This window comes from Burkholderia sp. E168m22, assembly GCF_001319805.1.
GTDB lineage: Bacteria > Pseudomonadota > Gammaproteobacteria > Burkholderiales > Burkholderiaceae > Burkholderia > Burkholderia orbicola.
This window is the reverse complement of record NZ_BBSK01000020.1, coordinates 110,828-131,503: the sequence shown is the minus strand read 5'-3', so window position 1 is coordinate 131,503 and position 20,676 is coordinate 110,828. Positions and strand designations below refer to the sequence as shown.

Annotated in this window: 16 protein-coding genes; 7 read left to right on the top strand and 9 right to left on the bottom strand. The window is 68.9% G+C overall.

What is annotated here, in order from left to right; translation table 11 throughout:
- Positions 1-84: 84 nt before the first annotated feature.
- From AP428_RS06335 to AP428_RS06325, 3 genes are read left to right on the top strand one after another with little or no spacing between them, the layout of a single operon-like run.
- Positions 85-1,245 carry an ABC transporter ATP-binding protein gene (locus tag AP428_RS06335; protein ID WP_006488129.1) on the top strand — a complete coding sequence of 387 codons (1,161 nt, stop codon included), beginning with the start codon at positions 85-87 and terminating at the stop codon, positions 1,243-1,245.
- Positions 1,242-2,168: an ABC transporter permease subunit gene (locus tag AP428_RS06330; RefSeq protein ID WP_006488137.1), complete on the top strand. Its 927-nt coding sequence runs from the start codon at positions 1,242-1,244 to the stop codon at positions 2,166-2,168. The genes AP428_RS06335 and AP428_RS06330 overlap by 4 nt, the downstream gene beginning before the upstream one ends.
- On the top strand, positions 2,165-2,986 hold the full coding sequence (locus tag AP428_RS06325; protein WP_006475948.1) for an ABC transporter permease subunit: 822 nt from the start codon (positions 2,165-2,167) through the stop codon (positions 2,984-2,986). Before AP428_RS06330 ends, AP428_RS06325 begins: the two co-directional genes overlap by 4 nt.
- A 104-nt stretch (positions 2,987-3,090) precedes the next feature.
- Here AP428_RS06325 and AP428_RS06320 read toward each other — a convergent pair whose 3' ends face one another.
- The 3 genes from AP428_RS06320 to AP428_RS06310 are packed head-to-tail and all read right to left on the bottom strand — an operon-like array spanning position 3,091 to position 6,499.
- On the bottom strand, positions 3,091-3,897 hold the full coding sequence (locus AP428_RS06320) for a sulfite exporter TauE/SafE family protein (protein ID WP_054927869.1): 807 nt from the start codon (positions 3,895-3,897) through the stop codon (positions 3,091-3,093).
- An 18-nt stretch (positions 3,898-3,915) separates the two neighbouring features.
- Complete coding sequence (locus AP428_RS06315) at positions 3,916-5,586, bottom strand: bifunctional protein tyrosine phosphatase family protein/NAD(P)/FAD-dependent oxidoreductase (RefSeq protein WP_054927868.1); 1,671 nt, start codon at positions 5,584-5,586, stop codon at positions 3,916-3,918.
- A 28-nt stretch (positions 5,587-5,614) separates the two neighbouring features.
- The gene (locus AP428_RS06310; RefSeq protein ID WP_054927867.1) at positions 5,615-6,499 is read right to left on the bottom strand and encodes an MBL fold metallo-hydrolase; all 885 of its coding nucleotides are present in this window, start codon (positions 6,497-6,499) and stop codon (positions 5,615-5,617) included.
- 253 nt (positions 6,500-6,752) lie between these two features.
- Here AP428_RS06310 and AP428_RS06305 point away from each other — a divergent pair, with 253 nt between their 5' ends.
- Together AP428_RS06305 and AP428_RS06300 are read left to right on the top strand one after the other, a co-directional pair.
- Positions 6,753-8,135: a sigma-54-dependent Fis family transcriptional regulator gene (locus AP428_RS06305; RefSeq protein ID WP_054927866.1), complete on the top strand. Its 1,383-nt coding sequence runs from the start codon at positions 6,753-6,755 to the stop codon at positions 8,133-8,135.
- Positions 8,136-8,218: 83 nt separating this feature from the next.
- A complete protein-coding gene (locus AP428_RS06300) occupies positions 8,219-8,743 on the top strand; it encodes a M949_RS01915 family surface polysaccharide biosynthesis protein (protein WP_054927865.1) in 525 nt (174 codons plus the stop codon).
- Between the two features lie 93 nt (positions 8,744-8,836).
- Here the strand turns inward: AP428_RS06300 and AP428_RS06295 are convergent, their stop codons facing one another.
- From AP428_RS06295 to AP428_RS06280, 4 genes are all read right to left on the bottom strand, one after another.
- Positions 8,837-9,865, bottom strand: a complete 1,029-nt coding sequence (locus AP428_RS06295; protein WP_054927864.1) for a MerR family transcriptional regulator — start codon at positions 9,863-9,865, stop codon at positions 8,837-8,839.
- A gap of 124 nt (positions 9,866-9,989) precedes the next feature.
- Positions 9,990-11,564, bottom strand: a complete 1,575-nt coding sequence (locus AP428_RS06290) for an efflux transporter outer membrane subunit (protein WP_054927863.1) — start codon at positions 11,562-11,564, stop codon at positions 9,990-9,992.
- Between the two features lie 2 nt (positions 11,565-11,566).
- Positions 11,567-14,713, bottom strand: coding sequence for an efflux RND transporter permease subunit (locus AP428_RS06285; protein ID WP_054927862.1), 3,147 nt, complete (start codon positions 14,711-14,713; stop codon positions 11,567-11,569).
- Positions 14,710-15,819: an efflux RND transporter periplasmic adaptor subunit gene (locus AP428_RS06280; RefSeq protein ID WP_054927861.1), complete on the bottom strand. Its 1,110-nt coding sequence runs from the start codon at positions 15,817-15,819 to the stop codon at positions 14,710-14,712. Before AP428_RS06280 ends, AP428_RS06285 begins: the two co-directional genes overlap by 4 nt.
- Positions 15,820-16,007: 188 nt before the next feature.
- Between AP428_RS06280 and AP428_RS06275 the strand changes: the two genes are divergently transcribed.
- Positions 16,008-16,628, top strand: a complete 621-nt coding sequence (locus AP428_RS06275; RefSeq protein ID WP_006475958.1) for a TetR/AcrR family transcriptional regulator — start codon at positions 16,008-16,010, stop codon at positions 16,626-16,628.
- A 36-nt stretch (positions 16,629-16,664) separates the two neighbouring features.
- Here the strand turns inward: AP428_RS06275 and AP428_RS06270 are convergent, their stop codons facing one another.
- Together AP428_RS06270 and AP428_RS06265 are read right to left on the bottom strand one after the other, a co-directional pair.
- Positions 16,665-18,398, bottom strand: coding sequence for a ClcB-like voltage-gated chloride channel protein (locus tag AP428_RS06270; RefSeq protein WP_034174115.1), 1,734 nt, complete (start codon positions 18,396-18,398; stop codon positions 16,665-16,667).
- Positions 18,399-18,513: 115 nt separating this feature from the next.
- A complete protein-coding gene (locus tag AP428_RS06265; protein ID WP_027814158.1) occupies positions 18,514-19,599 on the bottom strand; it encodes a YeiH family protein in 1,086 nt (361 codons plus the stop codon).
- Positions 19,600-19,710: 111 nt separating this feature from the next.
- Between AP428_RS06265 and AP428_RS06260 the strand changes: the two genes are divergently transcribed.
- Complete coding sequence (locus tag AP428_RS06260; protein ID WP_027806089.1) at positions 19,711-20,604, top strand: LysR family transcriptional regulator; 894 nt, start codon at positions 19,711-19,713, stop codon at positions 20,602-20,604.
- Positions 20,605-20,676 lie beyond the last annotated feature (72 nt).

Here is a 20,676-nt window from a genome sequence, read left to right as displayed (position 1 = left end):
CGAGCCGAAGTGAATCAGCAGTCATGAAGCCCCTGGTGCCCCCGGGGGCTTTGTTCGTCTAACGCAGGAGAGAAGCAGCACATCATGAATAGCCAGTCGGGCGCGCCGGTCGCGGGCGCGCCGTTCTCCGTTTCCTCCTCCGGCGCCGATGCGCGCGCCGAGAACTTTGTCCAGATCGTCGACGTCGTCAAGAAATTCGGCGACACCGAAGCCGTGCGCAGCGTCAACCTGACCGTGCGCCAGGGCGAGCTGTTCGCGCTGCTCGGCAGCTCGGGCTGCGGCAAGTCGACGTTGCTGCGGATGCTCGCGGGCCTCGAGACGGTCACGTCGGGCAAGATCCTGATCGACGGCGAGGACCTCGCGCAGATGCCGCCGTACAAGCGGCCCGTGAACATGATGTTCCAGTCGTATGCGCTGTTCCCGCACATGTCGGTCGAGTCGAACGTCGCGTTCGGGCTGAAGCAGGAAGGCACGCCGAAGGCCGAGCTGAAGGCGCGTGTCGCATCCGCGCTCGAACTCGTGCAGATGGGCAAGTACGCGAAGCGCAAGCCGCATCAACTCTCCGGCGGCCAGCAGCAGCGTGTCGCGTTGGCCCGCTCGCTGGTCAAGCGCCCGAAGCTGCTGCTGCTCGACGAGCCGATGTCCGCGCTCGACAAGCAGATTCGCCAGCGCACGCAGATCGAGCTCGTCAACATCCTGAACAAGGTCGGCGTCACCTGCATCATGGTCACGCACGACCAGGAAGAGGCGATGACGATGGCGAACCGCCTCGCGGTGATGAGCGAAGGCCAGATCGTGCAGATCGGCTCGCCGAACGAAGTGTACGAATATCCGAACAGCCGCTTCTCGGCCGAATTCATCGGCTCGACGAACCTGTTCGACGGCGTGACGGTCGAGGACGAGCCCGATCACGTGTACATCGAATCGCCGGAACTGCCGAGCCGGCTGTACGTGAGCCACGGGATCTCGGGCCCGCTCGGGATGCCGGTCACGGTGTCGGTGCGCCCCGAGCGGATCGCGCTCACGCGCAAGCCGCCCGAAGGCGCGTTCAACTGGGCGCGCGGCCGGATCAGCAACGTCGCGTACATGGGCGGCTATTCGCTGTATCACGTGAAGCTCGACGGCGGCAAGACGGTGATCGCGAACGTGTCGAGTCTCGCGATTTCCGAACTCGACACGCCGGCGCTCGGCGACGAGATCTACGTGCGCTGGAGCGCGACCGCCGGCGTGGTGCTGACGTCATGAACGCGTTCAAGTCCCTGCTCGAGTGGCCGGTGCGGCGCTTCAACCTGACGGGCGCCACGGCGGTCGTGGCCGGGCCGTTCACGTGGCTCGTGCTGTTCTTCCTCGTGCCGTTCGTGCTGGTCGTGAAGATCAGCTTCGCGGAGCTGCAGCTCGGTATCCCGCCGTATACGGAGCTCGCGTCGTACGCGGACGGCGTCGTGCACATCGCGCTGAACCTGTCGCACTACGCGTTCCTGTTCACGGACAGCCTGTATTTCGCGACCTACGTGAACTCGGTGTGGGTCGCCGCGATCACGACGCTGCTGTGCTTGCTGCTCGGCTATCCGATGGCGTACTACATCGCGCGCTCGAACCCGGCCACCCGCAACCTGCTGATGATGGGCGTGATGCTGCCGTTCTGGACGTCGTTCCTGATCCGCGTGTATGCGTGGATCGGCATCCTGAAGAACAACGGGCTGCTGAACAACTTCCTGATGTGGATCGGGCTCACGCATACGCCGATCGAGCTGTACCGCACGAATTACGCGGTGTACATCGGGATGGTGTATTCGTACCTGCCGTTCCTCGTGATGCCGCTCTATGCGCACCTCGTGAAGATGGACCTGCGCCTGCTCGAGGCTGCGTACGACCTCGGCGCGAAGCCGTGGAAGGCGTTCGTGCAGATCACGCTGCCGCTGTCGAAGAACGGCATCATCGCGGGCTGCCTGCTGGTGTTCATCCCGGCGGTCGGCGAGTACGTGATTCCGGAGCTGCTCGGCGGCGCGAATACGCTGATGATCGGCCGCGTGATGTGGAACGAGTTCTTCAACAACGCGGACTGGCCGATGGCGTCTGCCGTGACCTGCGCGATGGTGTTGCTGCTGCTCGTGCCGATGGCGATGTTCCAGCACTTCCAGGCGAAGGAACAGGGAGGCCGTCGATGAAGCCGAATCGCTACCTGCAGTTCGCGGCGCTGTTCGTCGGTTTCGCGTTCCTGTACATCCCGATCATCAGCCTGATCGTCTATTCGTTCAACGAGTCGAAGCTCGTCACCGTGTGGTCGGGCTTCTCGTTCCGCTGGTACGCGGCGCTCGTCGAGGACGACGAGCTGCTGACGGCCGCGTGGCTGTCGCTGAAGATCGGCGTGCTGACCGCGTTTGCGTCGGTGTTCATCGGCACGTGGGCCGGCTTCGTGCTCGCACGGATGGGACGCTTTCGCGGCTTCGCGCTGTTCAGCGGGATGATCAACGCGCCGCTCGTGATTCCCGAGGTGATCCAGGGGATCTCGCTGCTGCTGCTGTTCATCGAGCTCGCGAAGTGGATCGGCTGGCCGGCCGAGCGCGGCGTGTTCACGATCTGGCTCGGCCACGTGATGCTGTGCATCTCGTACGTCGCGATCATCGTGCAGTCGCGCGTGCGCGAGCTGAATCCGTCGCTGGAAGAGGCCGCGCTCGATCTCGGCGCGACCCCGCTGAAGGTGTTCTTCACGATCACGCTGCCGCTGATCTCGCAGGCGCTGATCGCGGGCTGGCTGCTGTCGTTCACGCTGTCGATCGACGATCTGGTGCTATCGGCGTTCCTGTCGGGCCCCGGCTCGACGACGCTGCCGCTCGTCGTGTTCTCGCGCGTGCGCCTTGGCCTGAACCCGGAGATGAACGCGCTCGCGACGCTGTTCATCATCGCGGTGACGGCCGGCGTCGTGATCGCGAACTTCGTGATGCTGCGTCAGGAGCGCAAGCGGCTGGCGGGGTTCGCGGCCTGACACGCCGATTGCGGCCATCATGAAAAACGCCCGGTGCCGACGACGAGTCGGGCCGGGCGTTTCGTTTTGGCGGCGCGCAACGATCGCCGGCGCGTCGCCGTCGTTCACGCGCCGAACGCCGCCTTGGCCAGCAAGCCGAGCGCGACGCACACGAGCACGGCCGCAAAACCGGCCTGCACATGCCGCGCGGCGAGGTGGCGCGACGCACCGCGGCCGGCGGCCATGCCGAGCGCGGTCGCGACGGTGAACCACAGCGTCACGTCGAGTGGCGCGCGCGTGCCCGACACGAGCGTCGCGAGCACGCCGCCGGTGCCGACCAGCGCGATCACCATCAGCGACGTCGCGACCACCCCATGCATCGACACGTTCGTGAACTTGCGCAGCATCGGCACGATCACGAAACCGCCGCCGACGCCGAGCAGCCCCGTCATCAAGCCCGTGACCGCGCCGGTCGACGCCAGCGCGATGCCTACGGGCCACGACCACACGAGCCGGCCCGTATCGGGATTCACGCGGCCGACGCACAGCGGCGACGTGTCCGTATCGGTCGCCTGCCGCCGCAGCGCCTGCCGCAACAGGCGAGCGGCGACGACCAGCATCGTCAGCGCGAACAGCGTGAGCAGCAGGCGCTGCGGCAGCACGTGCGCGAGCCGCACGCCGAGCGTGGTCAGCGGCACGCCGGCCACCGCCATCAGCAGCGCCGCGCGGTAGCGCACGAGCCCGCGGCGAAAACCTTCGAGCGCGCCGAGCGCGGCGCTGCCCGCCACCGCGACGAGCGCGACCGGCGTGGCCTGCTGCATCGGCCAGCTCATCCCGACGACGAGCGCGGGCACCGCGAGAATGCCGCCGCCGGCGCCGGTCAGGCCGAGCACGGCGCCGACGAAGCCGCCGAGTACGAGGGAGATCAGCATGACGTCCTTGCGCTCCGGTCAACCTGCGATCGCGGGCTTCGCGAGCCATTCGCGGCCCTTGAGCATCGCCTTCCAGTAGAGCGGCGGCAGCACGCGCTCCTTGAGCAGCCACGCGAGCCGCGACGGGCGTTTGCCGTCGATCAGCCACGCGGGGAAGGTCGGCGCGACCTTGCCGCCGTACAGGAATTCGGCGAGCACGATCTTGCCGCGCTCGACGGTGAGCGGGCACGAGCCGTAGCCGTCGTACGCGGCGTCGCCGTGCGCGCGGCCGAGCGACGCGAGCAGGTTGTGCGCGACGACGGGCGCCTGCTTGCGCGCGGCCGCGGCCGTTTTTGCATTGGTCGTGTTGGTGACGTCGCCGAGCGCGTAGATGTCCTCGAACTGCTTGTGGCGCAGCGTCGCCGGATCGACGTCGATCCAGCCGGCCGCGTCGGCGAGCGGGCTCGCACGCACGAAGTCCGGCGCCTTCTGCGGCGGCACGACGTGGATCATGTCGAACGAACGCTCGACGGTTGCCTTGCCGCCGTCGGGCAGCGCGCGCGAGAACGTCGCACGGCGCGCGGGCCCGTCGATCGCGACGAGGTTGTGGCCGAACGACAGTGCGATGTCGTAGCTTTTCACGTACTCCATCAGCGCGGGTACGTAATCGGCGACGCCGAACAACGCGCCGCCCGCATTCAGGAATTCGACGTTCGCGGCGTCGAGGCGCCCCGTGCGCCGCCAGTGATCGCACGACAGGTACATCGCCTTTTGCGGCGCGCCCGCGCACTTGATCGGCATCGGCGGCTGCGTGAAGAGCGCATTGCCGCCGCGGAACGCGCGCACGAGCTCCCACGTGTACGGCGCGAGATCGTAGCGGTAGTTCGACGTGACGCCGTTGCGGCCGAGCGTGTCGGCGAGGCCGTCGATCGCGTGCCAGTCGAGCTTGAGCCCCGTGCACACGACGAGCTTGCGATAACCGATGCGCCGGCAGCCGTCGAGCACCACGACGTGCGCGTCGGGCTCGAAGCCCGCGACGGCGGCCTGGATGCGGTGCACGCCGCGCGGCAGCACGTCGGTCATCGGCCGCGCGGTGGTGCCGGGCTGGAACACGCCCGCGCCGACCATCGTCCAGCCGGGCTGGTAATAGTGGACGTCGGCGGGATCGATCACCGCGATGTCGAGCGACGCGTCGCGCGCGAGCAGGCTCGACGCGACGGCGATGCCGGCGGCACCCGCGCCGACGATCACGATGTCGTGTCGTGCGTCGACGGCCGGCGCCGTGTGGTGGCTGTTTTGCGTGACACGCGATGCAAGCGCGCTCAGGTCGTAGCCGGCCGCGCCGGCGGTGGCGACGAGGTCGTCCAGCGGATGCAGCCCCGCCTGCGACAGCGCCCACAGCGTGGCCGAGCGCGTGCCGCTGCGGCAGTACGCGAGCACAGGCCCGTCGAGTGACGCGACGAGCGCGCCGAACTGCGCAGCTTGGTCGTCGGTCACCTTGCCGGTATCGACCGGCAGGTAATGCACGTCGATACCGAGCGGCGCGGCGGCCGCGCGGATCTCGGTGACGGTCGGCTGGTCGGCGCCTTCGCCGTCGGGCCGGTTGCAGATGATCGCGCGGATGCCCGCCGCGTGAAGCGCGGGCAGGTCGGCCGCCGCGATCTGCGGCGAGACCGACAGCGTATCGGTCAGCTTGCGGAGGGTCGTCATGTCGGAGTTCTCGTTGGGGTGCGGGCGCTCAGATCGCGTCGAGCGGAATCTTCAGGTAGCGCACGCCGTTGTTCTCGGGCTCCGGCAGGTGGCCGGCGCGCATGTTGACCTGCACGGACGGCAGCATCAGCACGGGCATGTCGAGCGTCGCGTCGCGCGCGGTGCGCATCGCGACGAAATCGTCCTCGGTCACGCCGTCCTTCACGTGCACGTTCGCGCGGCGCTGCTCGGCGACGGTCGTCACGAACTGCACGTCGCGGCCGCCCGGCTGGTAGTCGTGGCACAGGAACAGTCGCGTGTCGGGCGGCAGCGCGAGCACCCGCGCGATCGAGCGGTACAGCGTGCGCGCGTCGCCGCCGGGGAAGTCGCAGCGGGCCGTGCCGTAGTCGGGCATGAACAGCGTGTCGCCGACGAACGCCGCGCGCTGCGTCGCGTCGTCCACGCAGTAGGTCATGCACGCGGGCGTGTGGCCCGGCGTGTGCAGCGCGCGGATCGTCAGCGCGCCGAGCGCGAGCGTGTCGCCGTCGTCGACGAGCCGGTCGAACTGGCGGGCGTCTTCCGCAAAGCCCGGCCCTGCGTTGAACAGCGTGCCGAACACGTGCTGCACGCGGCGCACGTGCGAACCGATCGCGATCTGGCCGCCGACCCGTGCTTTCAGGTAGGGCGCGGCCGACAGGTGGTCGGCGTGCACGTGCGTCTCCAGCAGCCAGTGCACGGTCGCGCCGAGTTCGGCGACGCGCGCGATCAGCCGGTCGGCGCTCGCGGTGCGCGTGCGGCCGGATTTCGGGTCGTAGTCGAGCACGCTATCGATCAGCGCGCACGCGCGGCTCGCCGTATCGAGCAGCAGATAGCTGACGGTGTGGGTGGCCGGGTCGAAAAAACCTTCGACCGACAGGGCGGGGGCGTTGCTCACGGGGTGTCCTCGATCGGGTTCTGCATCTGCAATGGTGGTCTTTGTCTCAAGAAGCGTGCCAGCGCTGCGGCGTGACCCGCCCGATGTGGCAGGGGCTTGATTCAGCACGGGTTTTGGGCGCGTCGGCGGCCCCGAGAAGGTGGTGGCGACATCCGGCGGCAGACGGGGACTGCCACAACTGGCAGTGTCGTGGCAGAATTGGCAGCCAGCCTGGCAGTCCGTCCGGGCGCCCCTTCGCCGAGCGAGCCGCCGCATGAATCCGCACGACACCATTCCGATCGTCCCTGTTCCGCGCCGCGACGCGATGCCGGACGTCCACGCGCTCGTCGCGTATCTGGAGCAGGACCCGCAGCCGATGATCGTGGTCGACCCCGACTACCGCATCCTCGCGGCGAACGATGCGTACCGGCGTCAGTTCGGTGTGGCCGGCGTCGAGCACGTGGGCCGGCACTGTTTCCAGGTGTCGCATCACTACGACGTGCCGTGCGACCAGGCGGGTGAGCACTGCCCGATGAAGCAGGCGCTCGAGTCGCGCGGGCTGAACCGCGTGCTGCACATCCATCACACGCCGCGCGGCCCCGAGCATGTCGACGTCGAGCTGCGGCCGATCTTCGATGCACACGGCAATGTGATCGCGTATGTCGAGCGGCTGACGACGGTGCGCAGCGCGTCCGCGCAGCCGAGCGCGGAAGGGCTCGTCGGCGGCTCCGATGCGTTCAACGTGGCGCTCGGCGCGTTGCAGCGCGTGGCGCCGTCGACGCTGCCGGTGCTGCTGCTCGGCGAATCGGGCACCGGCAAGGAGTTGTTCGCCCGCGCGCTGCACGAGGCGAGCGACCGCGCGATGGGGCCGTTCGTCGTCGTCGATTGCTCGGGGATCGCCGAGACGCTGTTCGAGAGCGAACTGTTCGGCTACGAGAAGGGCGCGTTCACGGGCGCGAACCAGCGCAAGCCGGGCCTCGTCGAAACCGCGCAGGGCGGCACGCTGTTTCTCGACGAGATCGGCGACGTGCCGCTGCCGATGCAGGTGAAGCTGCTGCGGCTGATCGAATCGGGCACGTTCCGGCGCGTGGGCGGCGTCGAGGCGCTGCGTGCGGATTTCCGGCTGGTCGCGGCCACCCACAAGCCGCTGCGCGAGATGATCGACGACGGCCGGTTCCGGCAGGATCTCTACTACCGGATCAACGCGTTTCCGATCCCGCTGCCGGCGCTGCGCGAACGGCAGGGCGACGTCGCGCTGCTGGCCGAATCGATCCTGCGGCGGATCGCGAACGCACGCGGCAACGCCGGCGACGCGAATGCGCGGCCATTCACGCTGACCGAGCGCGCGCGGGCGTGCCTCGACGCCTATGCGTGGCCCGGCAACATCCGCGAGTTGCGCAACGTGCTCGAACGCGCGTGCCTGTTCGCGGACGACGGGACGATCCGCGTCGAGCATCTGCCGGCCGAACTCGTCGCGGCAGCGGCGGCGCCGCGCGCGCAGGCGGCGGATGCGCGCGGCGTGTCGGATGCCGAGCTGGTCCGTATCGCGCGCACGTTCGACGGCACGCGCAAGGCGCTGGCCGAACAACTCGGATTGAGCGAGCGGACGCTCTACCGGCGGATGAAGGCGCTCGGCCTCGGCTCGCGCGAGCGCTGAACGGGCAGGTCGCGCGCGGCTGGCGGCGGCACGCGGCTTTGTCGATAATGGCGCGTTCGATTTCACCGCTCTCTCCATCGCCGATGAAAAGACATGCCCTTTCGCGTTGCCTGTGGCTCGCAATCGCAGCGCTGGCCAGCCCGGCGCACGCCGCCGACTACACGTGGACCGATGCGGCCGGCGCACACGCGGTGACGCTCGCCAGAACCGCGTCCGGCGACGACGTCGAGCTCAAGGTGTCCGCGACGCTCGACGGCCACCTCGACTGGACGGTGCGCGACTACGTGAAGGATTGCCCGGTCGACGTGATTCTCGATGTCGTGCCGAAGTCGATCGAAATGCGCGACCTGCTCGGCAACGGCCGCAAGCAGTTCCTGTTCGCGTACAAGATTGGTTGCCGGGGAGACGTGAGCGCCGATCAGGTCAAGTACTTCCTGATCGACAGGGGCGCGAAATACGTGCTGCGCGGCGAGGAAACCGTCACGGTCAACGGCAAGTTCGTCGACGGCGGCGCGGCGCCCGTGCCGAACGCGGACCTGAAGGCGCAGCCCGCGTTTCTGCGCTACATGACGAAGCGCTGGCGAGAGATCAGCGTGCGCAACGACTAGGCGGGCGCCGGGCCGTCGTGCGCGCGATACCGGCTGCCCATGGTGAAACGGGCGGCACACGGGCAACCCGCGTGCCGCCCGCCCGTCATGCGATCAACGCACCGGCGCCAGCTGCGCCATCGCTGCGCGCACGAAACCGAGCAGCGTGTCGTCGGTCCACGAATCCTTCGTCAGCGCCGGCTCGTTCATCAGCGCGTGGCGGAATTTCGCGTGCGTGGCCGGATCGTGGCCCGCGTAGCTGCAGAACAGCTCGAACCAGCGCTGCGCGAGCGCGCGGCCTTGCGGCGAATCGGGCTGCGCGCCCGCATCGATCGCGTCGCGTACGTCGGCCATCAGTTGCGGCCATTCCATCGAGCGTTCGCCGTAGTGCGCCCGCATGAAGCGGATCTCGTCCGGCGCCAGATACTTCTCGAAGAGCCGCATCTTCGTTTCCGCCGAAGCGCGCAGCACATAGTCGCGCAACGCGGTCGAAATGCCGATCTTCGACTGCATCGACGGTTCGTGCTCGTGCATCAGGTTCAGCTTCGCGAGCAGGCGCGGATCGTTGTTCGTGTCACGCACCAGTTGCGCCATCCAGCGCGCGGCGAGCGCACGGACGCGCTCGTCCTCGGCGGGCACGCCCGCCTCGTGCAGCGCGCGCACTTCGGCAACGAGCGCGATCCATTCCGCGTCGCCGGCCTGGCTCTTCTGGTACATCGGCAGGCGAGCGAGTTCTTCCTCGGAAAAATATTTGTCGTACACGGTCATCAACTCCAGTGTGGTGAGCCAATCGGCCAGTTCCGGCTCGGTGCCCGCCGCGAGCTGCGCATGCAGGCTCGCGAGTCGCTCGCGCAGTTGCGCGGTTTGCGCGAGCTGGCGGTCGAGCGACGCGATCTGCCTGGCGACGAGATCGACGAGCGGGGTACCGGGCTGGTTCAGGTAGTCGCCGATTTCGGCGAGCGACAGTCCGAAGCGACGCAGGGCCTGGATCTGGTGGAGCCGGGCAATGTCGTCGCGGTCGTACAGCCGGTAGCCGTTGTCGGCGCGCGCCGAAGGCGTCAGCAAACCGATTGCGTGATAGTGATGAAGCGTGCGGACGGTCAGTCCGCTGCGTTTCGCCAGGTCTCCCACTTTCAGCCGCATTCGTTCCTCCGTTCGGTGCGCACACTGGAGTCTCGAACGTTACGCTACGTGAGGGTCAAGCGAAAGAGCGGCGATCGGACGCGCGTGGCGGGAATCCGCACGCGCATCCGATCGAAGGGGGTGCTTATTGCGCCGAAGGGACGGCGGTGGGCGCGGCGGCGCGTGCCTGCGTGCCGGCCATGCCAGCCGTGCCGTCGCCGGCCGCGTGGCCGGTTTTACCCGACTTGTCGCCGCCGTCGGCCGGCGGCGTCCCCATTGCCTGGTAAAGCCGCGCGGTATCCGCGAACCGTGCGCCGGTCGCGCGAATCTCGTCGAGCCGCGCATTGCGGTACTGCAGCTCGCTCGCGCGCGCCGCCGACGGCGGCAGCGCACCGAGCCGCACGCGGGCGGCCGCGTCGTCGTATGCGCCCCGTGCGGACAGCGCGGCGCGCGACGACGCATCGAGCGCCTCCGCGTCGTGCTCGAGCGCCGCAAGCGAATCGGCGACGTTCTGGAACGCGCCGAGCACCGCCTGCTTGTACTGGTCGACCGCGGCCTCGTAGGTCGCCTTCGCCGCGCGGCGCTGGGCGAGCAGCGCGCCGCCATGGAAGATCGGCTGGCTCAGCGACGCGCCGACGTTCCAGATCGCGCCGGCGCCCGACAGCATCGCCGGCCAGCTGAAGCCGCCTTTGCCCATCGCCGCCGACAGCGACAGTTGCGGAAACATCTGCGCGGTCGCGAGGCCCACTTCGGCGGCGGCGGCCTTCAGCCCCGCGTCGGCGGCCTGGATGTCCGGGCGGCTTTGCAGCAGGTCCGACGGCACGACGACGGGCACCTGCTCGGGCAGGTGCAGATCGGTGAGCGCGAGATCGGCCGGCGGCCGGTCTGGCGTGCGGCCGACCAGCACCGCCAGCGCATGGCGGGCCGAGTCGCGCTGCTGGCGCAGCGCGGGCAGGCTCGCGGCGAACGTGTCGGCGCTTTGCCGGGCATTCAGCGCGTCGCTGCGCGAGGCCGAGCCGAGCGCATGACGGCGCTCCGCGTCGTGCGCCTGGTCGTTCGCGAGCGCGACGAGCCGCTCGGTCGTGTCGATCTGTGCATTGAGCACCGACACGGTGATCGATGCGGTGACGATGTTCGCGGCCAGCGCGCGCCGCGCGGATTCGAGCTGGAACGCGCTGACGTCGACGCGTTTCGCGAGCGCGCGGTTCGCGAAGCGCGACACGCCGAACAGGTCGACCGTGTAGCTCGCCTGCAGTTGCCCGACGAACGTGTCGTACAGCAGCGTCGGCGCGCCGAGCGCGGGAATCGGCACGCCGAGCGCGCGCTGGCGCGTGGCCTGGCCGCCTGCGTCGATCGACGGCAGCATCGAGCTGCCGATCTGACCGCGCAACTGTTCGCGCGCGGCATCCAGCGAATGCGACGCCGCGCTCAGCGTCGGGCTGTTGCGCAGCCCTTCGTCGACGAGCGCGTTCAGCGCGTCGGACCGGTACTGCTTCCACCAGTCCGGCACCGGCTGCGCACCGACCTCGAACTGCTGCGCGACGCCTTGTGCGGACACGGTCTGCTCGACTTGCGGCGCGGCGCCGTAGTGCGCGGGCGACGGCATCGCGGGCGGCTCGCCGCTCGGTGCGAACCACGCGCAGCCCGCGAGCGGGCCGGCGATGCTCACCACCGTGAGCGCCCGCACGGCTTTCGTTTTCAGGGTCATCGATCGATCCATGGTCAGGCTCCCGACGGCGCGGCAGGCGTGCCGCCTGGCGGCGGGCCGTCCTGCGGGTCGCGTTCGTCGCGCTTCACGCGGAACCACGTCGCGTACAGCGCGGGCAGGTAGAACAGCGTCAGCACGGTCGCGCTCGTGATGCCGCCCATCAGCGCGGTCGCCATCGGCCCGAAGAAGTTCGAGCGCAGCAGCGGGATCAGCGCGAGCACCGCGGCCGCGGCCGTCAGCGTGATTGGGCGGAAGCGCCGCACGGTCGCGCCGATGATCGCGTCGACACGGCCGTGGCCGGCCGTGATGTCCTGCTCGATCTGGTCGACCAGGATCACCGAGTTGCGCATGATGATCCCGAACATCGCGATCACGCCGAGCATCGCGACGAAACCGAACGGCTGGCCGAACAGCAGCAGCGTCGCGACCACGCCGATCAGCCCGAGCGGCGCGGTCAGCACGACCATCAGCACGCGCGAGAAGCTCTGGAGCTGGATCATCAGCAGCGTGAACACGGCGATCGCCATCAGCGGCATCTGCGCGTTGATCGACTTCTGCGCCTTCGCGCTTTCCTCGACCGAGCCGCCGATGTTGATCTGATAGCCGACCGGCAACTGCGCGCGCAGCGCATTCAGCTTCGCGTCGACCGCATGCGTGACGTCGATGCCCTGGGCGCCGGCGCGCACGTCCGACTGCACGGTGATGGTCGGCTGGCGGTCGCGCTCCCACACGACGCCGTATTCGAGCGTCGGCGTGAAGCGGCCGAGCGAGCCGAGCGGCACGGGGCCGTTCGGCGTCGGCAGCGCGAGGCCCGCGAGCTTGGCCGGATCGACGCGGTCGGCGCGCGGCGCGCGCAGGTCGACGGCGATCAGCTTGTCGCGCTCGCGATACTGCGTGACGGTCGTGCCGGACAGCGTCATCGCGAGGAAGCTCGACACGTCCTGCGACGTGACGTTCAGCTCGCGCGCCTTCTTCTGGTCGAGCTCGAAGCGCACCGAGCGCTCGGCCGGCTCGTCCCAGTCGAACTGCACGTTGACCGTGCGCGCATCGCCGCGCATCGTCGCCGCGACCTTCTCGGCGATCGAGCGGACCGTCGCGATGCTGTCGCCGCTCACGCGGAACTGCACCGGATAGCCGACCGGCGGGCCGTTCTCGAGCCGCGACAGGCGCCAGCGCACGGCCGGGAACGTGTCGCGCAGCGTGGTTTCGAGCCAGGTCGCGAGCTTCTCGCGATCCTCGACCGATTTCGCGGTGATCACGAACTGCGCGAAGTTCGGCAGTTGCAATTGCTGGTCGAGCGGCAGGTAGAAGCGCGGCGCGCCGCTGCCGACGAAGTTCACCGCATGGTCGATCTCGGGACGCTTGGCGATCACTTTCTCGAGACGCTCGGTCTCGCGCAGCGTCGCCGCGAACGACGCGCCTTCGGGCAGCCGCAGGTCGACCAGCAGCTCGGGCCGGTCGGAGCTCGGGAAGAACTGCTGCGGCACCAGCGAGAAGCCCATCATCGCGACGACGAACAGGGCGCCGGTGATCAGCAGCACGACGAAGCGCCGCTCGATGCACCAGTCGATCCAGCCGCGCAGCCGCCGGTAGAAGCGCGTGTCGTAGATGTCGTGCTCGTGATCGTCGGGCAGGTGTGCCTCGTGCGCGTGCCGCTTGCGCTCGGGCAGCAGGTGGAAGCCCAGCAGCGGGATCAGCACGACGGCCGCGAACCACGACGCGATCAGCGCGATCGCCGACACTTCGAAGATCGAGCGCGTGTATTCGCCGGTGCTCGATTTCGCGAGCGCGATCGGGAGGAAGCCTGACACCGTGACGAGCGTGCCCGTCAGCATCGGGAACGCGGTGCTGGTGTACGCGAACGCGGCGGCGCGCGCGCGGGTGTAGCCCTGTTCGAGCTTCACGGCCATCATCTCGACCGCGATGATCGCGTCGTCGACGAGCAGCCCGAGCGCGAGCACGAGCGTGCCGAGCGACACCTTGTGCAGCCCGATGTCGAACAGGTACATGAACAGCGCGGTGACCGCGAGCACTACCGGAATCGAGATCACGACGACCATCCCGGTGCGCAGCCCCAGCGACACGAGGCTCACGACCAGCACGATCGCCACCGCCTCGGCGACGGCTTCGAGGAAGTCGTCGACCGAATGCGAGACCGCGTGCGGCATGCTCGACACCAGCGTCAGCTTGAGGCCGGCCGGCAGTTGCGCCTGCAGGTCCTTCGATTCGGCGTCGAGCGCCTTGCCGAGCCGGATCACGTCGCCGCCCGGCTGCATCGTCACGCCGATGCCGAGCACGGCATGGCCGTTGGTTCGCATCTGCGTGACTTGAGGGTCGTCGTAGCCGCGTTTCACGGTGGCGAGATCGCCGAGCCGGAAGGTGCGGCCGTTGATGCGGATCAGCGTATTGGCGATCGCATCGACGTTGTCGAACTGGCCGCTCGGCCGCACGAACACGCGATCGTCGGCGGTCGTCAGCACGCCGGTCGACGAGATGCCGTTCTGCGCGTTGATCGCCTGGCCGAGCTGCTGCGGCGAGATGCCGAGGCGCGTGAGCTGCGCGTTGTTGACCTCGATGAAGATCCGCTGGTCGGGGTCGCCGAAATAGTCGACCTTGCCGACGCCCGGCACGCGCAGCAGCACGGTGCGCAACTGGTCCGCGTAGTCGTGCAGTTGCGCGGGCGTGAAGCCGTCGCCCTCGAGCGTCCAGATGTTGGTGTAGACGTCGCCGAATTCGTCGTTGAAGAACGGGCCCTGCACGCCGGGCGGCAGCGTATAGCCGATGTCGCCCACTTTCTTGCGGATCTGGTACCAGGTTTCGGGCACGTCCTTCACGGGCGCCGAATCCTTCATCGTGAAGAAGATCAGCGATTCGCCGGGGCGCGAATAGCTGCGCAGGAAGTCGATGGCCGGCGTTTCCTGCAGCTTGCGGCCGATCCGGTCGGTCACCTGTTCCTGCACCTGTCGCGCGCTCGCGCCGGGCCAGAAGGTGCGGATCACCATCACGCGGAACGTGAACGGCGGGTCTTCGGATTGCGCGAGCCGCGTATAGGCGAGGATGCCCGCGAGCGTCGCGAGCGCGATCAGGTAGACGACCAGCGCCTGATGGCGCAGCGCCCACGCGGACAGGTTGAAGCGGCCTTCTTCGTGGGAGACGCTCACGATGCGAAGTCCTCCGGGTGCAGCGGCGCGATCGCGCGCACCTTCTCGCCCGCGCTGACCGTATGCACGCCCTGCAGCACGACGCGCTCGCCCGGCTGCAGCCCGTGCGACACGGTGACGGTGCGCTCGTTGAAGCGCGCGACGTCGACGCGGCGCAACTCGAGCGTGTCGTCCTTGGTGCGCACGATCCACACGGCCGGATGCGGGCCGTCGTGGAACAGCGCGGTCGCGGGCAGCGTGATCGGCTGCGCGTCGCCGGCGGCCGGCGCGCCGTCGAACGCGACGTCCGCGGTCATGCCGAGCCGGATCGCCGGATCGGGCGTGCCGAGCGTGAGCTTCACGCGGTAGGTGCGGCTTTGCGGATCGGCGGCCGGCGCGATTTCGCGCACCTTCGCGGCGAACTGGCGGCCCGGCAGCGACGGCAGCGTGACGGTGGCCGCATGGCCCGGCGCGAGCGACGCGAGCGCGGCCTCGGGCACGTCGCTGATCACGTCGACGTCGCCCGACCACGCGAGCTGGTAGACCGGCTGGCCGGCCGACACGTTCTGGCCGGTATCGGCCTGTTCGGCGGTGATGGTGCCCGCATGATCGGCGACGAGCGTCGCGTAGCGGAGCTGATTCTTCGCGAGCGCGAGCTGCTGCTGCGCCTGGTCGCGCTGCGCGAGCGCCGACGTGTAGCTGTTCTGCGTCTGTTCGAGCTGCGCGGTCGCGATCAGGTTTTCGCGGGCCTGCGCACGATCGCGATCGAGCTGTTGCTTCGCGAACGCGAGGCTGTGCGACGCGGCATCGAATTGCGCCTGCGCACTCGCGGCGTTCTTCTCGACGTCGGACGGATCGAGGAGCGCGACGACCTGGCCGACTTTCACCGTGTCGCCGAGCCGAACCTTGCGCTCGATGATCTTGCCGGCGATGCGGAACGACAGCGGCGTCGCATAGCGCGGCTGGATGTCGCCGGGCAGCGTGCGCGCGGCCGCGGCGGTGTCGGCCCGCGCGGGCAGCGCGACGACGGGGCGCGGGGCGGGCGGTGCGGATTCTTTCGGATGACAGGCGGCAAGGACGAGCGCGGCGCCGATCAGCAGCGCGGCGCGGGAACCGGAGCGATTCACGAAACCCCCAGGTGAGGTGGAGCGGAACGAAGCCGGCAAGCGCGGCGGGCGCTTGCCCCAAGCGGCGCCGGCAGCGGCGCACACGGAAAGATGAACGACATCTTCAGAAACTGTGGCGAATTCTAATACACGCCTGTATCTGAATGCAAAGATGAATCTGAAAGGGAAGGGATGCTAGACTGCGCGGCATGAAACCACAGCGCTTAACTCGCGAGCAGAGCAGGGACCAGACGCGCGAACGTCTGCTGAAAGCCGCGCATCGCATTTTTCTGAAGAAAGGGTATGTGGCCGCGAGCGTCGAGGACATCGCGGCGGCCGCTGGCTACACGCGCGGCGCGTTCTACTCGAATTTCCGCAGCAAGTCCGACCTGTTGCTGGAATTGCTGGAGCGCAACCACGAGGAGGTGCAGGCCGACTTCGTCGCGATTTTCGAAGGGGGCGGCACGCGCGAGCAGATGGAATCGATGTCGCTCGCGTACTACCGGACGCTGTTTCGCGACGACGAGTACTCGCTGCTGTGGGGCGAGGCGAAGCTGCAGGCGGCGCGCGACGCGAAGTTCCGCGTGCGCTTCAACCAGTTCCTGCACGGCAAGCGCGTGCAGATGGCCGAATTCATCCAGCGCTTCGCCGAGCGCTCGGGCACGCCGCTGCTGCTGCCGGCCGATACGCTCGCGTTCGGGCTGATGTGCCTGTGCGACGGCGTGCAGTCGTACTACACGGCCGATCCGCAGCACGTGTCGGCCGACGTGGCCGAGTCGGTGCTCGGCGGCTTTTTCGCGCGGGTCGTGCTGGGGCGTGCGCCGGACTGACCGGCGCGGGCGGTGCGAGTGGTGCGGCGACGCGCGTCAGCGTTCGCCGGTCATCCGCCGGTACGCGTCGAGCAGCGACGTCTTGTAGACCACGCCCGCGAGCGTCGGCTCGGCTTCGCTCTCGATCACCGGCAGGCGTTCGCCCTGGAACGCCATGAAGCGCTGGAGCGCGGTCGCGAGCGGCATGTCGGGCGTGAGCAGCGGAAACGGCGTGTGCGCGTAGTGCGCGGCCGTCTTGTCGGTCGTGTCGCGCTTGTCGAGCAAATCGGACGTGATGTCCTTCAACGCGACCGCGCCGCGAAAGCGCCCGGCGTCGTCGGTCACGTACAGATACTTCACCGGATATTCGAGAAACACGCGCGTCATGTCGGCGACGCTCGCGGTGAGCGGCACGACCGTCTGCGCGGGCTGGATCAGCTCGCGCATCTGCGTGGTGCGCAGCCGCTGCCGCTCCTGCGCATCCTGGTAGTGGTGCTGCGTGATTTCGTACATCGACGTCGTGCCCGTCGCGCGCGCGACGAAATACGCGAACACGCACGATACCAGCAGCGGCAGCACGACCTGATAGCTCAGCGTCATCTCGAAGATCATCAGGATCGCCATCAGCGGCGCCTGCGTGGCGCCCGCCATGAACGCGCCCATCCCGACGATCGCGTACGCGAAATACGCGGACGTATGGCCGGGCCACAGCGCGTCCATCGCGAGCCCGAACAGCGAGCCGAACACGGCGCCGACGAACAGCGTCGGCGTGAATACGCCGCCGATCGCGCCCGAGCCGGCGGTCGCGGCGGTCGCGATCACCTTGAACACCAGTACCGCGACGAGCGCCTGCCAGGTCCACGGCGCATGGAGGATGTGGTTCACGACGCTGTAGCCGTTGCCCCACACGTCCGGAATCCACACCGAGATCACGCCGACGACGAGGCCGCCGAGCGCGAGCCGCACGGGCAACGGCACCGGCAGCCGCTTGAACTGCGTCTTCGACGCGTCGAGCAGGTGCAGGAACTGCGGCGCGAGCACGCCGCACAGCGCGCCGAGCACGACGAACGGCAGCACCTCGGCGCCCGTCACGGCCGGAAACACCGGCATCTCGTACGGCGGCCGGTAGCCGGCGAATTCGCGCATCACGATGTTCGCGACGACCGACGCGACGACCATCGGCCCGAAGCTCTCCATCGCGATCGTGCCGAGCACGATTTCCGACACGAAAAAGGCGCCGGCGATCGGCGCGTTGTACGCGGACGTGATGCCGGCCGCCGCCCCGCACGCGACCAGCAGGCGCAGGCGCGGCGGGTCGAAGTGCGCGAAGCGGCCGACGAGCGACGCGGCGAGCGCCGCGAGCTGCACCATCGGGCCTTCGCGGCCGATCGAGCCGCCGCTGCCGATCGTCAGCAGCGACGACACGCTGCGCCACAGGCTCTGCCGTACCGGCACGACGCCGTTGCCGAGCGCGACCGACTCCATGTAGTCGGTCTTGGCGGCCTCCTTGTCGCCGCGCGTCGCGAGCAGCAGCACGCAGCCGGCGAGGAAGCCGCCCGCGGCCGGCATCCAGAACCGCAGGTACCACGGCAGGCTCTTCGCCATCTGCACGAAGCTGCCGCTGTGCCCCGAGATCAACCGCTGCATCAGGTCGATGCCTTCGCGAAACGCCATCGTCGCAAAGGCGCCGCCGACGCCGACGATGGCCGACCAGATCAGCATCGTATGGGCGTCCGACAGGCGGAACAGCGTTCGGGCGCGAGTGCGCAGCTTCAGCAGGAACGAGAGCACGGCTGAAAGGGGGCGATGGAAAACGACGCGAAGCATAGCACTGCGCCGCGCCCGCGGGACCGCCTCGTGGGGCTTCCCGTCGGGCGCGGCGCGCGAACCGTCGCGGACGTGCGGCTCAGCCAAGCCAGTGCTGCACGGCCCAGGTGATCCCGTAGCCGCCGGCGATCAGCCACACGTTCAGGATCAGGCCGGTCATCAGCGCACGCGGGCCGGCCGCGCGGATCTGCGCGACGCGCGTCTCGATGCCGAGTGCGGTCATGGCCATCGTCAGCGCGAAGGTGTCGAGCACGTTCAGCGTATGCGTGACGTCCGCGGGCAATACGTTCAGCGAATTGACGATCACGAAGCCGAGGAAGCCGAGCGCGAACCAGGGCACCGCCACCTTGCGCTGGCGTTGCGTGCCGCCGGCCGTGTCGTGAGCCGCGCGCGCGGAACGGGACGAACGGGCGAGCCACCAGCCGAGCGCGAGCAGCACGGGCACCAGCAGCATCACGCGCGTCATCTTCACGATCGTCGCGACGTGCACGACCTCCGGGCTGATGTCGCTCGCCGCGCCGACCACCTGCGCGACTTCGTGGATCGTGCCGCCGAAGAACAGGCCGAGGCCGGCCGGATCGAGGTTCAGCAGCCCAGCGTGGTAGGCGAGCGGATACAGGAACATCGACAGCGTGCCGAACAGCACGACGCTACCCACCGCCATCGCGCTCTGGTGCGGCTTCGACTGCAGCGTCGACTCGAACGCGAGCACCGCGGCCGCGCCGCAGATCGCGCTGCCGGCGGCGGTCAGCAGCGCGGCGTCGCGGTCGAGCTTCATCAGCTTCATGCCGACCCAGGTGCCGATCGCGAGCGTGCTGACGACGATCAGTACCGACACCGCGAGGCCTGGCAGCCCGACCTGCGCGATTTCCTGCAGGCTCACGCGCAAGCCGAAGAACGCGACCGCGATGCGCAGCAGCTTGCGCGCGGAGAAATTGACGCCGGCCGCCCAGCTGGCCGGCATGCCGTCGCGCAGCGCGTTGCCGTACAGCGCGCCGGCGACGATGCCGACGATCAGCGGCGACAGGCCGAGCCCCGCGATCGCGGGAAGCTCGGACAGGCTCGTGACGGCGGCGGCGAACAGCGCGACGAACAGCACGCCGTTCAACTGGCCGCGCATCGACGGCGCGGCGTGGCTGAGAGGGGGAGTCGGAGCAGTGGACATGGAGCACCGTGATGGAGCGTGTGGCGATGGTGTAATCCTAATTTCGTTATATCGATATGAAAAATTGTGATTTGTGACGTAAGCTATCCGGAAAGCCGATAATTCATCCCCATGACCCCGGATCAACTGATAACGTTCGCCGCCGTCGCCGAGCATCTGAACATCAGCCGCGCCGCCGTGGCGCTGCATCTGTCGCAGCCGGCCGTGTCGGGCCAGTTGCGGCTGCTGCAGGACGAGTTCGGCGAGCCGCTGTACCAGCGCGACGGCCGCGGCATCCGCCTGACGCCGGTCGGCGAACAGCTCGCGCAATACGCGAAGGCGCAGCGCGACACGTTCGCGCAGGCGCGTGCGTTTCGCGACGCGGTGCGCGGGCTGGAAGCCGGCACGCTGCGCATCGGCGCGAGCACGACGCCCGCGAGCTACCTGCTGCCGTACCTGATCGCGGCGTTCCAGCCGCACGCGCCGCGCGTGTCGATCCAGACGATGAGCGGCAATACGGCCGACGTGGTCGCGGCGCTGCCGTCGCTCGACATCGCGCTGATCGAAGGGCCGCCCGGCGAGGCGCTGCCGCCTGGCACGGCCGTGCACGCGTGGCACGAGGACGAGATCGTCGCGATCGTGCCGGCCGGCCATCCGCTCGCGGCGCCCGGCTACGACGCGGGCGTGACGCTCGACGCGCTGGCCGCGCATCCGCTCGTGCTGCGCGAGGCGGGCTCCGCGGTGCGGCAGCTCGTCGAGCGCGCGTTCGCGCATGGCGGCGCGCCGATGCGTGTCGCGTTCGAGATCGCGGGGGTCGAGGCGGTGAAGGAGGCCGTGCGCGCGGGGATGGGCGTCGGGTTCGTGTCCGCGATGTCGCTGCGTCACGAGGATGCGGCACTCGTGCCGCGCTCGCTGGCGCCCGCGCCGCTCACGCGGCATTTCTCGATCCTCGTGCCGCATGGCGGCGCGCCGTCGCGGGTCGCCGCGCAATTCCTCGAAATGAGTCTCGCGCAGGACCTCGCATAGGCGCCAACACCGTGCCGGGAACGCGCGTTGCGCGCTGGCGGACGCGTATTCACGGGACAACCGGGCCTTAGG

Coding starts and splice junctions, on each gene's coding strand:
- AP428_RS06335 (WP_006488129.1), top strand. CDS start 85: ATGAATAGCCAGTCGGGCGCGCCGGTCGCGGGCGCGCCGTTCTCCGTT.
- AP428_RS06330 (WP_006488137.1), top strand. CDS start 1,242: ATGAACGCGTTCAAGTCCCTGCTCGAGTGGCCGGTGCGGCGCTTCAAC.
- AP428_RS06325 (WP_006475948.1), top strand. CDS start 2,165: ATGAAGCCGAATCGCTACCTGCAGTTCGCGGCGCTGTTCGTCGGTTTC.
- AP428_RS06320 (WP_054927869.1), bottom strand. CDS start 3,897: ATGCTGATCTCCCTCGTACTCGGCGGCTTCGTCGGCGCCGTGCTCGGC.
- AP428_RS06315 (WP_054927868.1), bottom strand. CDS start 5,586: ATGACGACCCTCCGCAAGCTGACCGATACGCTGTCGGTCTCGCCGCAG.
- AP428_RS06305 (WP_054927866.1), top strand. CDS start 6,753: ATGAATCCGCACGACACCATTCCGATCGTCCCTGTTCCGCGCCGCGAC.
- AP428_RS06300 (WP_054927865.1), top strand. CDS start 8,219: ATGAAAAGACATGCCCTTTCGCGTTGCCTGTGGCTCGCAATCGCAGCG.
- AP428_RS06295 (WP_054927864.1), bottom strand. CDS start 9,865: ATGCGGCTGAAAGTGGGAGACCTGGCGAAACGCAGCGGACTGACCGTC.
- AP428_RS06290 (WP_054927863.1), bottom strand. CDS start 11,564: ATGGATCGATCGATGACCCTGAAAACGAAAGCCGTGCGGGCGCTCACG.
- AP428_RS06275 (WP_006475958.1), top strand. CDS start 16,008: ATGAAACCACAGCGCTTAACTCGCGAGCAGAGCAGGGACCAGACGCGC.
- AP428_RS06265 (WP_027814158.1), bottom strand. CDS start 19,599: ATGTCCACTGCTCCGACTCCCCCTCTCAGCCACGCCGCGCCGTCGATG.
- AP428_RS06260 (WP_027806089.1), top strand. CDS start 19,711: ATGACCCCGGATCAACTGATAACGTTCGCCGCCGTCGCCGAGCATCTG.